Below are 12,286 nucleotides of genomic sequence, written 5' to 3'. Positions count from 1 at the left end.
AATCTCCAGACAAAAGCGCCTCAGGATTATTCCCCGAGGCGCTTTATCCGGGCTAAAAACAGTTTATTCGCCGGCGTCCCCGACTTCTTCGTCCTTGATGCCATTTGTATAACCAAGATGGGTCATCAATTTGTCTTCGATTGCCTGGGCGATGTCCGGGTTGTCCTGCAACAGGGCGCGGACATTCTCCTTGCCCTGGCCGAGTTTTTCCGAACCAAAGGCGAACCAGGAGCCGGATTTTTCGATGATGCCATGCTCCACGCCCATGTCGATGATCTCGCCCATGCGGGAAATACCCTGGCCGTAGAGGACGTCCACAAGGGCCTGCCTGAAGGGCGGAGCGACCTTGTTCTTGACGACCTTGATGCGGGCACGGATGCCGTATGCTTCGTCCTTGTCCTTCAGCGTCTGGATACGGCGGATGTCGAGTCGGCAGGACGCATAGAACTTGAGCGCGTTACCACCCGAGGTGGTCTCTGGGTTACCGTAGCCGGTCATGCCGATCTTCATGCGGATCTGGTTGATGAAGATGACCACGCAGTTGGATTTGTGGATGGTGCCGGTCAGTTTTCTGAGCGCATGCGACATGAGCCTGGCCTGGCCGCCAACCTGTGTCTCGCCCATCTGTCCTTCGAGCTCGGCCTGTGGGATGAGGGCGGCAACGGAGTCGATGACGATAACGTCCAGTGCACCGGAGCGCACCAGCAGATCAGAGATCTCCAGAGCCTGTTCGCCGTAGTCTGGCTGAGAGATGAGCAGGTCGTCGGTTTTGACGCCGAGCCTTTTGGCATATCCGGGGTCGAGCGCGTGCTCGGCATCCACGAATGCGGCATTGCCGCCTGCCTTCTGGGCTTCTGCAATGATGTGCAGGGCAAGGGTCGTCTTACCCGAAGACTCCGGGCCGTAAATTTCTATAACGCGACCGCGCGGCACACCACCGATTCCAAGCGCCATGTCCAGACCGATGGAGCCGGTGGGAATGGCGGGGATGGAGTGTGACGCTTCGCCGTCCATACGCATGATCGAGCCTTTGCCGAACTTGCGTTCAATAGTAGTCAGAGCTGTGCCAAGCGCCTCTTTGCGCAGGGTTTCGGGATCAACAGCTTTTCGTGCCATGTACTTGTCCTCCAGGATTCACAGGCGGCAACAATCGAGCAACACGTTTGGATACCAGATACCTCTCCTGCGGGCAACACTCATATTATATGGTAAAACGGACGTGTCCCGGCGAGGAATTCGCGCAGTGGCAGAGGGGGTGCGAGAAAGGCTTCTTTCTGTTTCAGCAGAGAATAATTGACCCTGTTGTCGCGAATGGGATACCTTGCGATCAAAGTCGAAAACCTGTGCGGAGTCATATGCGATCGAGATCGAACATCCTGTCATGCCTGTTGTCAGTCATTCTCGCTTTGGGATTCATGATCGGGTCAGCCGTTGCCCAAAGCGCACTGCCTGATTGTACTGTCCCGTTTCCAGCGACGAAAAAACGGAAAATCATTGATGTCGCTGCTTTCATCTATCCCCCGGCGTCATACATCAGTGATTCGGGAGAGTTCACGGGCGAGACCGTGGAAGCCATGCGCTCCATACTGCGGGCCATGGGATTTGAACCGAAATTTGTCATCATGCCCATTACGCGGTGTCTGGAATCCCTGAAACTCGGACAGATACCGATTATGCTCCCCTGTTCAATAACCGAAGAACGACAGGCCTACCTGCATTTCTCCGCGCCGATGTATCAGGTGCAGTCCGTGCTGTGGAAGCTCGACTCTTCCAGTTCGGCATGCTGGGAGCGCGTTGAGGATCTCAAGGGAAAACGCATCGGGGTGTCCAATGGCTATATCTATGGACCGGCATGGGACAAGGCCGTGGAAAGCAGACTCTTCGACGTGAATATGGTCGCCAATGTGAACCCCGAGGTGCGCCACTTCGAGATGGTGCAGGTAGGGCGCACCGACATGTTCATTTGCGAGCGTCGTCTAGGTGAGTATCTCAAGACACGATACGCTCCCCGATTCGACAATGTGTCCGCCTGTCCTCGACCAGTCGGTGCCGTCCGGTATTTCAACGCGCCTATTTCTCGGGAATATTTTGTCCAAAGAGGGTGGAAAGCCGAACCCTTTCTGACTCGGTTCAATCAGGAACTCGAAACGCTCATCGGTCAGAAACAGAAGAGATCTCCGGCCAGAATTGTTCCACGGGGCGTAAATACCTTGCCCTTGGAGAGGATCTACCATAATTGACCGCCCATGACGGAACGAAAACACTATGACGCACTCGCGCTGCTGTCCGGCGGTCTGGACTCCATTCTGGCCATGCGGACAGTCATGGATCAGGGGCTGCACGTCCTTGGCCTGCACTTTGTGACCCCTTTCTTCGGCCATCAGGACCGTATCCCGTTTTGGCGGGAGCATTACGGTATTGAAGTGGTGGCTGTGGATGTACGACAGAAATTCGTGGACATGATGCTCGACGGCCCCTCGCAGGGGTTCGGCAAATGGCTCAACCCGTGCATCGACTGCAAGATCACCATGCTCTCCCGTGCCGTGGAGCTGCTCCCGGAATACGGAGCCACCTTTCTCATCTCGGGCGAAGTGGTCGGGCAGCGTCCCATGAGCCAGCGGCCTGATGCTCTCAATCTCATTTCCAAACGGGCGCGGGTCCGTGATATTCTGCTGCGCCCCCTGTCGGCAAAGAATCTCAATCCCACTCCCATGGAAGAGTCCGGTTTGGTGGATCGGGACAGGCTTCACGACTGGGCCGGGCGTGGCCGCAAGCCGCAAATGGCGCTGGCCGAGCACTACGGATTCACGGAGATTCCCACTCCGGCAGGCGGTTGCTGCCTAACCGAGGCGACCGGCGCGGCCCGGTTTGTCAAACTGCTCACGTATAGGCATCGTCCTTCGCCCAGTGATTTTTCTCTGGCCCGCGCCGGACGGCAATACTGGGCCGGTGCGCACTGGTTGACCTTTGGCCGGACTGCCGAAGACAACGACCAGATCGCAGCCTGTGTGGAACCCACGGATTACGTGCTCAAGCTGGCCGGTTTCCCCGGTCCACTTGCCGTCTGTCGTCCAGTGGAAGGGGATTGGGAAAGTGCCTCCATTCTCGATGCCGCGGCCCTTGTCGCCTCCTATTCCGGCAAGGCGCGCAAGCACTGTGAAACCACTGGTGAGAAGATCCGGGTCACGGTGACGCGCGGGGGCGAAACGGACATCATCGAAGTCGTGCCCACCCGCGAGAATCTGTTGCCCTGGGCCGAACCCAAACCCGAACTCGTGAAAGAATGGAAAAAGGCCAAGGCTGAACGTGAGGCCTCGCTTGCACCAAACGTGTCCATGATATAAAGGTTCACAATGACTCTTGATATCCTCACTTTCTGTGCGTCCGCGTTGTTGTTGTGGTTCGGTGCCAACTGGATCGTGACATCCGCCGCCCTCATCGCCCGCAGGTTCAATGTTTCCGAGCTTGTCATCGGCCTGACCATCGTGGCGCTCGGCACCTCCGCTCCGGAGTTTCTGGTGACCATCAATGCAGCGCTCCGTGGGCACAATGATATTTCGCTGTCCAATGTCGTGGGGTCCAATATTTTCAACCTCGGTTTCATCCTCGGCCTCATGGCCATGATCAAACCGCTTCAGTCCAACAAGACCATCGTTTACCGTGACGGGGTGCTCCTGTTTCTGACCACCGCGGCCATACTGGCCGTGTCCTATACGGGCGAGCTGGGACGGCTGTTCGGCGGCGCGCTCATGATCCTGCTCATTGCTTATCTGGGGTATCTCGGCATGAACCGAGAGAGTGTGGGGGAAGAGGAACTGGAGGAGTTGAAGGGAAAGACCGCCTCCTGGCTGGACGCGCTCCTGCTGGTCGGCGGGTTCGTGGCCATTGCCCTTGGCGGGCACCTCATGGTTTCCGCAGCCACGTCCATTGCCACGGAGCTTGGTGTCTCCTCATGGGTGATCGGTGTGACCATTGTTGCCGCCGGAACCAGCCTGCCGGAACTGGTCACCTGTCTGGCTGCTTCGGTCAAAGGCAAGAACGAGATGCTGCTCGGCAACCTCATCGGATCGGACTTCTTCAACTTCGCGGGCGTACTCGGGCTGACCTGTCTGCTCAAGCCGCTTCCTGTCTCTCCCGAGGCTTCCTCCGGTCTGTTCATCCTTGTGGGCATGGTCGGGCTGGTGCTCGTGCTGTTGCGTACCGGATGGCGGGTTTCCCGTCTGGAGGGCGCACTCCTCATCGGTATCAACCTGTTGCGCTGGGCGCACGACTTCATGGCCTAGCGTCTGATTACACCAAAATCAATCGAGTTTGTTTTAGCAAGCGTCACCACCCATGCAGGGAGTGACGCTTGTTTTTTTACGTTTGTACCACCTGGAACCATTCCCCTCTGCGGTGCATTTGTGACATAGCTGCCGCCCTGTTGTGACACAACCGACGCCTTCAAACGCAATTATGTCACCTTGAAGGCGTAGGTAGGGAGTCAACCTAAAACTCAGGAGCTCCAGGAGGGCAAATTCGATGAAATTGGCAAAAAAATCAGCAAAATATGGGCTTATGTTCATGCTCGCCATGATGTTCATGGTGGGTGCTACTGTAGGGAACGCGCACGCCAAGGGCGCAAAATATGTTTTTTTCTTTATCGGTGACGGCATGGGCCTGCCTCAGCGTGCCGCCAGTTCCGCCTACCTCGGCAAGAAGCTGGCCATCGACGCCATGCCTGCACAGGGCTTGACCACAACCTTTGCCGCAAACCGGTTTATCACCGGTTCCGCCGCTTCGGCCACGGCTCTGGCTTCCGGCGTCAAGACCAACATCAACTACATCGGCATGGATCCGAATTTCAAGCCGGTCAAGACCGTGGCTGAAATGGCTAAGGAACACGGTATGAAGGTCGGTATCGTCTCTTCCGTATCCCTTGACCATGCCACACCCGCCGCTTTTTATGCGCACGTCAAGACGCGCAACATGTACCACGAAATCGACCACGCGCTGGCCGCATCCGGTTTCGACTTCTTTGCCGGCGGCGGGTTGAAAGACCCTTCCGGCAAAAAGTCCGAGGATCCCATGGGCGACGCCCTGGAAAAGGCCAAGGCCAATGGCTACAAGATCATCGACAACAAGGATGCGTTCATGGCGCTGAAGCCGGGTGACGGCAAGGTTCTCGCCTGGAACGCCTGGCTGCAGGACGGCAAGGCGCTTCCCTATGTCATGGACATGAGCAGCAAGGACATCACCCTGCCCGAGTTCACTGCCAAGGCCATTGAAATGCTGGATAACGACAAGGGGTTTTTCCTCATGGTCGAAGGTGGCAAGATCGACTGGGCATGCCACGCCAATGACGCCGCAGCGGCCATCAAGAACACGCTCGCTTTTGACGATGCCGTGAAAGAGGCCCTCGCATTCTATGAGAAGCACCCCAAGGAGACCCTTATCGTGGTCACCGGTGACCATGAGTGTGGCGGCCTGACCCTTGGTTTCGCTGGTACCAAGTATGGCTCTAACTACGATATCCTGAATACCCAGAATGTCTCGTTTCAGAAGTTCACCGATGAAACCCTGGTCGATTTCAAGAAGAAGGGCGGTGACTTTGCTGCCATGAAGCCCATCATCACCGCCGCCTTTGGCTTGAAGTTTGACGGTGACGCCAAGAAAGACCCCATGGTTCTGGCCGACTATCAGGCCGCTGATATCAAGACTGCGTTCGAGCGTTCCATGAGCGGCGACAAGGTCAAGGGCTCCGAGTACCTGCTGTACGGCAGCTATGATCCTTTGTCCGTCACGTTGACTCACGTGCTCAATCAGAAGGCCGGTCTGGGCTGGACGTCCTACAAGCACACCGGCGTGCCCGTGTCCACCTCCGCCATCGGCGTGTCTGCCCTGACCTTTAACGGCAGCTATGACAACAAGGACGTGGCAACCAAGATCATGGGAGCCATGGGCCTGCCCGCCAAGGCGCAGTTTGTCGACTCCTCCATGGAACAGATGGCTACCAACTAAACACTACAGAGATCATTGCGGGCGAGCCGGATGCAGGCTCGCCCGTTTTTTTCAAGGACATCATGAAATTATCCAGCAAGAGTTATCGCGATTGGCTGCTCGTCGCGTTTTTTATCGTTGTGACCGGGGCGTTGTATTTCCTTCCCACCGGATTTGAGAAGAACAAGGACAATGACGCGGTACGTTGCAGCGGGACTGTGGTGTCCGTGGATAACGGGAATATCCAGAATCTGGGCATGATCCGAGCCGGGGAGCAGGCGGTCACGCTCAAGGTGTTGGATGGTCCGTTCAAAGGACAGGAATTCACCGGCAACAATCAATTGCTGGGGCAGTTGGATCGGGACAAGATTTTTCAGCAGGGTGACAAGGTCTATGTCATCCTGACGCTGGATGCGAGTGGCAAGGTCATCTACGTCAATCCGCAGGCCCACTACCGGCTCGGGCTGGAGCTTTTCCTGCTCGGCCTGTTCACGACATTGCTGCTGCTGTTTGGAGGGCTTACCGGATTCAAGGCCCTGCTGTCGTTTGTCTTTACGGGCATGACCATGTGGAAGGTGCTGGTGCCGCTCCTGCTCAAGGGCATGGACCCGGTCTGGCTGGCGCTCAGTGTTGTCGCGCTGTTGTGTGCCGGTATCATCTTTCTGGTGGCGGGTATCAACCGAACAGGGCTGACAGCCTTTCTCGGAGCCTTCCTCGGTGTGGTTTCCAGCTGTGCACTGGGTGTCTACTTCACCAACAAATTTCACGTCCACGGGGCGGTCATGCCCTTTGCCGAGACCCTGCTCTATTCCGGGTACGGGCATCTCAACCTGACCCGTATCTTCATGGCGGGAGTGTTTCTGGCGTCGTCCGGCGCGGTCATGGATCTGGCCATGGATGTGGCCTCGGCCATGAGCGAGGTGGTGCACAAGAAGCCGGGGATATCTCGTGTGGAAGCGGTCTGGTCCGGCATCCGAGTGGGGCGTGCCGTGGTCGGCACCATGACCACCACGCTGCTTCTGGCCTATTCCGGCGGGTATATGACGTTGCTGATGGCCTTCATGGCTCAGGGTATACCGCTCGATTCCACCTTCAATTTCATCTATGTGGCCGCCGAGGTCCTCAAGACGCTGGTCGGCAGCTTCGGGCTGGTCACTGTCGCGCCGTTCACCGCCATCGTCGGCGGCATGCTCCTTGTGGGGAGCGAGAAGAAAAAAAACGGCTCTTCAATATTGACGTTGGGGCCAAGATAGGCGAACACCGTACGAAATTCCCAACGTAAAGGAGCGACCATGTTGTCTATTCTCGGCAATCTTATCTGGTGGATCATCGGGGGGCTGGTCATGGCCCTTGGGTGGTTGTTTGCAGGGTGCTTGCTGGCCATCACCATTATCGGCATCCCGTGGGCGCGCAGTGCGTTTGTCATTGCCCGGTTCTCCCTGCTTCCCTTTGGGCGCACCCTTGTCAGGCGTGATCTGATTACCGGCGAAAAGGATGCGGGCACTTCGGACTGGGGCGTGGTGGGCAATATCATCTGGTTCGTCTTTGCGGGCTGGTGGCTCTGTCTGGGCCATATCATGGCGGCGCTCGGTTGTTTCGTGACCATCATCGGCATCCCCTGGGGCTGGCAGCATCTCAAGCTGGCCGGATTTACCCTGGCTCCCATCGGGCTGACTACGGTCACGGTGGAGGAGGCGGAAAGGCTGCACGGCATTCGGTAGCAATAATCCTTGTGCAAAAGTGTGCAGCCCCTTGCCATGGAGTGCAAAGCTGCTTAGATAGACTCTATGTCGGGAGTATCCCGATCTTTTTATACGAAATCCATTTGGAGGAATAACAATGGCTCAATATCCCAGCATGCAACGTTCAGGCACGGCCAAGGCCGAGCTGGTTAATGCGTTTATGCGTGGTGTCTATGGCTGGATGAGCGCAGGCCTGGGGCTGACCGCTGTCATCGCATTTCTGACTGCCACTACCCCGGCTTTGCAGCAGCTTGTCTTTTCTTTTCGGGCAGACGGCTCCATCGGCATTTCCAGCCTTGTCTGGATACTGATGTTCGCCGAACTCGGTATTGTCTTCTATCTGGGCGCACGGATCGGGACCATGAGCGCCAGCATGGCCACAGGCTTGTTCCTGGTCTACAGCGCCATGAACGGGCTGACCCTGACGCCCATTCTGCTGATGTATACGGCTGAATCCGTGGCCGCGACCTTTGTCTGTACCGCAGGCATGTTTGGTGCCATGTCCGCCTACGGCATGATCACCAAGAAGGACCTCACGAGCTGGGGCAGTCTACTCTTCATGGGGCTGATCGGCATCATCATCGCCATGGTCGTCAACATGTTCCTGCAAAGCTCGGCCATGTCCTTTGCCATCTCCGTTATCGGCGTGATCATCTTCCTGGGCCTCACAGCGTATGACACGCAGAAGCTCAAGACCATGGGCGAGAATGTCCCTCTGGGTGATGCCACAGCCATCAGGCGCGGCTCCATCCTGGGCGCCCTGACCCTGTATCTTGATTTCATCAACCTGTTCCTCATGCTGCTGCGCCTCATGGGCAGCCGCAGATAACCGGTTCACACGCATCATCAGGGCCGCACTCGTTTGTCGGGTGCGGCCCTTTTTTTTAGATCAGGGTGGAAGCCGCCTTTGGCGGCGATTTGTCGGATGATTTCGCCTCCGGCGGCCAAAGGACATGTCCTTTGGAATCCTGTTTGGCACCTATGGTGCGATATTGCATGGGGAAGACTATTTTATGAGTAGCAAGGGAAAAAGCCAACCCGCACCGCAGGTGCACAAAAGGGATGCAAGGGCGCGAGTCCTTGCCCGCCGGAGGCGAAATCACCCAATTATCGCAGCCAAAGGCGGCTTCAAGCCTCCTCCCCCCCTCTTCTTGCGCCTTGCCACGTTGGGAGGAGCAACGTATATACTCAGGATGCTTGATACCCTTGGAGGCCCATGTCTGATGTCGTAACCGAGATGCAACGCTCGCTCACCCCTGTGCTCAAACCCTTTTCCTGGGTGTACGGGGCTGGCATGCGCGTGCGCGAGAAGCTGTTCAATCGTGGGCTGATGCCGAGTTGGGAGCCGCCCGTACTGACGGTGTCCGTGGGCAACATTGGCTGGGGCGGCACCGGCAAGACGCCTGTGGCCGGTTGGCTGCTTGGTTGGGCCGAGACCAATGGGGTGCAGGCGGTGCTGCTTACTCGCGGTTATCGTTCCAAGGCGGTCTCTCTTCCGTACGAGGTGCATCCCGAGGCATTGGCCGAGGAAGCCGGTGACGAGCCGTTGATGTTGGCACGGGATCACCTGAAGGCACATATTGTTGTGGACCCGAACCGGACCCGCGCCGGAAAGATGGCCATCAAGAAATTTCAACCGGATCTGCTTATTCTCGACGACGGATTTCAGCACATGGCCGTAAAGCGGCATCTCAATCTGGTGCTTCTCAAGCCCGATGATCTCATCGGAGAGTGGAACCGGGTTGTTCCCGCGGGGTCCTGGCGTGAACCCAAGGCTGCCCTGGCTCGTGCCGATGCCTTCATGATCAAGACCGGTCCCAGGGGGTTTGAACGACTCGAGCCGTTCATCGAGGAGCGGCTGGGACATTTGCACAAACCGCTGTTCACGTTTCAGATCCAGCCCACCGGGGTACGGCGCGTGGTTGACGGGCAGACCGCCCTCGGGTTTGCCACGGAAAGCTATCTGCTGGTCACCGGTGTGGGCGATCCTGAGCAGGTCCAGCGCACGGCCAAGGCCTATTTCGGGTATTCACCTGTGGATCACATGATTTTCAAGGATCACCATACATATACCAAGTATAACGTCATGAACATGCTCGACAGGGCCAGAAAGCTGGGCTGCAAAAGGATTTTGTGTACGCCCAAGGATGCGGTCAAGTTGGGTCCCATGTGTACCGAAGAGTTCTGGCAGTTCAATCTGCGTGTGGACTTCGGGCCGTCGACCATCGCCAAGGACACGACCTTTGAGACCTGGTGGGGCCGCAGGTACGGTGCCTTCGATCTCAGGCGTGCGGACCGGGTGGAGTATGAAGCGGATTTACAGGCCCGGCGAGCGGGCGAAATGACGGAATTACAGGAGCCGGATGATGGCAAAAAATAAACGCAAGCAACCCAGGCCTTCCAAGCCGCCCCTTGCTCCGAGCGCTTTGCTCAAGTTGTTCAAGGAAGTGCAGCGGCCGTTGTCGCGCGCAGAAGTGATCCGTCAGCTTCAGCTCAAGAAAAACGACAAGCGCAACGTCAAGGATATGCTCAAGGAGCTGGTCCGGCAGGGCAAGCTCATTCGTATTCGCAGAGGGTATGGCCTGGCGGACGCCATGCACTGTATCACCGGACGGCTGGAGATTCAGCGTCAGGGATTTGGCTTTGTGGTGCCCGAAGACGCCCGGCGCAGAGATGTTTTTGTCAATCAGCGCGATCTGGGAGGCGCATGGCATGGAGACAAGGTCGTTGTGTCCGTGTTCGGCGAACCCAAGGCCGGTCGTAACGCCGAGGGCCGAATTATTCGGGTGCTGGAGCGTGGCCGCAAGGAACTGCCCGCCAAGATCATCAAGCGCATGACTGGCGGCGACTGGCTGTGTCGGCCTAGTGACCCTCGCCTCGGGTTCGGCATTATCGCCTCGCTCAAGGAGGCTTCGCTTGCGATCACGGTGGGCGATATCGTCATGTGCGCGCCCGGTGAAAAGATCGACCCGACCATGTGGGAAGGGGAGATCACGGAGGTACTCGGAGCCGAGACAGACGTGGCTGTGCAGGAGGCCATGGTCAAATCGAATCACAATATCCGTACACGTTTTCCGTCCGGATCGGCCGGTCAGGCCGAGGGATTGCCTTCGGAGCCGTCCGAAAAGGATTTCAAAGGTCGAAAAGATTTGTGTGCCAAGCAGTTCGTGACCATCGACGGGGCCACGGCCCGGGATTTCGATGACGCCATTCTGGTGGAACGTCTGCCCAAAGGATACCGCCTCTGGGTCGCCATTGCCGATGTGGCGCACTATGTGAATGAGGGGACCCCGCTGGACAAGGAAGCCTTGGAGCGCGGTAATTCGTACTATTTCCCACGGTCTGTGGAACCCATGTTCCCGGAGCGGCTTTCCAATGGGTTGTGTTCGCTCAATCCCCAGGTCAAACGGTTGACCATGGTGGTGCGCATGGACACGGACGAGGCCGGTCTCACCCGATCGGCAACGCTGTTTCCGGCGGTTATCGAGAGCCACGCACGATTGACGTATACCCAGGTCAAAGCGGCTATTATCGATAAGGATGAGGCCGTCAGAAAAGAACTGGAACCGCTGCTGCCCATGCTGGAGCTGGCTGAAGAACTGGCGCGAAAAATCAACAAGCTTCGCTCCAAGCGCGGATCGCTTGATTTCGACCTGCCGGAACCGGAGATATTTTTCAATGCCAGCGGCGAGGCCACGGATATCCGGCCTCGTCAGCGCAATTTTGCCCATCAGCTCATTGAGGAGTTTATGATCGCCGCCAACGAGGCCGTGGCGCATTACCTCATCGAGCGTGACCTGCCCTGTCTCTTCCGTATCCATCCGCCTGCGGATGAGGAAAAGCTCAAGAATATGTTCCGGCTGTTGTCCAAGACGGATAAATCCATTGTCATGCCCAAGGAGATTACACCCAAGAAGCTGCAAATGCTGGTGGCCTCCATGCGTGGCACGGACAAGGAGTATGTGGTCAACCGCATGCTGCTCAGGTCCATGAAGCAGGCAAAATACTCGCCGGAGAACGAAGGGCACTTCGGGCTTGCGAGCGAGGAGTACGCGCACTTTACGTCACCCATCCGCCGGTACGCCGACCTTGTGGTCCATCGGTTGGTCAAGGCCGCCATTGCCCTTGAAGGCGAAGAGACGACGGCCATGCCGTTGCCTGGGCAGAAAAAACTCCAGAATGTCGCGGGGCATATCTCTGGGCGCGAACGTGTGGCCATGGACGCCGAACGCGAAATCCTCAAGCGCGTGACCGTGCTCTTCATGCGTGACCATGTGGGCGAGTCGTTCAACGGTGTAATCTCGCATATCACGGACTTTGGATTCTATGTGGAACTCAAGGAAGTCATGGCCGAGGGATTGGTCCGATTGTCCACAATGGACGATGACTATTACACCTACTGGTCACAGCGCGAGATGCTGGTTGGCGAGCGCACGGGCCGGGCGTTTTCTCTTGGGCAGGCTGTTGAGGTCGTGCTCGATGAAGCGTCACTTGAACGGCTTGAACTCAACTTCAGTCTCAAATCCGTGGTGGCCGCTGCCATGGATTACAAGGACTTGATCTAG

The 12,286-nt window shown here is 57.2% G+C and carries 10 protein-coding genes; 9 read left to right on the top strand and 1 reads right to left on the bottom strand.

Annotation, left to right across the window (positions count from 1 at the left end; translation table 11 throughout):
* Positions 1-63: 63 nt before the first annotated feature.
* Positions 64-1,116: a recombinase RecA gene (recA, locus tag SRBAKS_RS07790; protein ID WP_229595835.1), complete on the bottom strand. Its 1,053-nt coding sequence runs from the start codon at positions 1,114-1,116 to the stop codon at positions 64-66.
* A gap of 239 nt (positions 1,117-1,355) precedes the next feature.
* Between recA and SRBAKS_RS07785 the strand changes: the two genes are divergently transcribed.
* From SRBAKS_RS07785 to rnr, 9 genes are all read left to right on the top strand, one after another.
* Positions 1,356-2,240: a substrate-binding periplasmic protein gene (locus SRBAKS_RS07785; RefSeq protein ID WP_229595831.1), complete on the top strand. Its 885-nt coding sequence runs from the start codon at positions 1,356-1,358 to the stop codon at positions 2,238-2,240.
* A gap of 6 nt (positions 2,241-2,246) precedes the next feature.
* Positions 2,247-3,344, top strand: coding sequence for an adenine nucleotide alpha hydrolase family protein (locus SRBAKS_RS07780; RefSeq protein WP_229595829.1), 1,098 nt, complete (start codon positions 2,247-2,249; stop codon positions 3,342-3,344).
* A 9-nt stretch (positions 3,345-3,353) separates the two neighbouring features.
* Entirely contained in the window at positions 3,354-4,283 is a 930-nt protein-coding gene (locus tag SRBAKS_RS07775) for a calcium/sodium antiporter (RefSeq protein WP_229595827.1), read from the top strand.
* A 238-nt stretch (positions 4,284-4,521) separates the two neighbouring features.
* Positions 4,522-6,000: an alkaline phosphatase gene (locus tag SRBAKS_RS07770; protein ID WP_229595824.1), complete on the top strand. Its 1,479-nt coding sequence runs from the start codon at positions 4,522-4,524 to the stop codon at positions 5,998-6,000.
* Positions 6,001-6,062: 62 nt separating this feature from the next.
* Complete coding sequence (locus tag SRBAKS_RS07765; protein ID WP_229595823.1) at positions 6,063-7,232, top strand: YibE/F family protein; 1,170 nt, start codon at positions 6,063-6,065, stop codon at positions 7,230-7,232.
* 39 nt (positions 7,233-7,271) lie between these two features.
* Entirely contained in the window at positions 7,272-7,700 is a 429-nt protein-coding gene (locus SRBAKS_RS07760; RefSeq protein WP_229595822.1) for a YccF domain-containing protein, read from the top strand.
* Between the two features lie 118 nt (positions 7,701-7,818).
* Positions 7,819-8,550, top strand: coding sequence for a Bax inhibitor-1/YccA family protein (locus tag SRBAKS_RS07755; RefSeq protein WP_229595821.1), 732 nt, complete (start codon positions 7,819-7,821; stop codon positions 8,548-8,550).
* Positions 8,551-8,937: 387 nt separating this feature from the next.
* Positions 8,938-10,101, top strand: a complete 1,164-nt coding sequence (lpxK, locus tag SRBAKS_RS07750) for a tetraacyldisaccharide 4'-kinase (protein ID WP_229595820.1) — start codon at positions 8,938-8,940, stop codon at positions 10,099-10,101.
* A complete protein-coding gene (gene rnr / locus SRBAKS_RS07745) occupies positions 10,088-12,286 on the top strand; it encodes a ribonuclease R (protein ID WP_229595819.1) in 2,199 nt (732 codons plus the stop codon). The genes lpxK and rnr overlap by 14 nt, the downstream gene beginning before the upstream one ends.

This window comes from Pseudodesulfovibrio sediminis, assembly GCF_020886695.1.
GTDB classification, from domain to species: domain Bacteria; phylum Desulfobacterota; class Desulfovibrionia; order Desulfovibrionales; family Desulfovibrionaceae; genus Pseudodesulfovibrio; species Pseudodesulfovibrio sediminis.
This window is presented reverse-complemented; position numbering and strand designations above follow the sequence as displayed.

Bases quoted from the DNA above. Each gene is read 5' to 3' on its own strand.
- SRBAKS_RS07785 (WP_229595831.1), top strand. From the start codon at position 1,356: ATGCGATCGAGATCGAACATCCTGTCATGCCTGTTGTCAGTCATTCTC.
- SRBAKS_RS07770 (WP_229595824.1), top strand. From the start codon at position 4,522: ATGAAATTGGCAAAAAAATCAGCAAAATATGGGCTTATGTTCATGCTC.
- SRBAKS_RS07765 (WP_229595823.1), top strand. From the start codon at position 6,063: ATGAAATTATCCAGCAAGAGTTATCGCGATTGGCTGCTCGTCGCGTTT.
- recA (WP_229595835.1), bottom strand. From the start codon at position 1,116: ATGGCACGAAAAGCTGTTGATCCCGAAACCCTGCGCAAAGAGGCGCTT.
- rnr (WP_229595819.1), top strand. From the start codon at position 10,088: ATGGCAAAAAATAAACGCAAGCAACCCAGGCCTTCCAAGCCGCCCCTT.
- SRBAKS_RS07775 (WP_229595827.1), top strand. From the start codon at position 3,354: ATGACTCTTGATATCCTCACTTTCTGTGCGTCCGCGTTGTTGTTGTGG.
- SRBAKS_RS07760 (WP_229595822.1), top strand. From the start codon at position 7,272: ATGTTGTCTATTCTCGGCAATCTTATCTGGTGGATCATCGGGGGGCTG.
- SRBAKS_RS07755 (WP_229595821.1), top strand. From the start codon at position 7,819: ATGGCTCAATATCCCAGCATGCAACGTTCAGGCACGGCCAAGGCCGAG.
- lpxK (WP_229595820.1), top strand. From the start codon at position 8,938: ATGTCTGATGTCGTAACCGAGATGCAACGCTCGCTCACCCCTGTGCTC.
- SRBAKS_RS07780 (WP_229595829.1), top strand. From the start codon at position 2,247: ATGACGGAACGAAAACACTATGACGCACTCGCGCTGCTGTCCGGCGGT.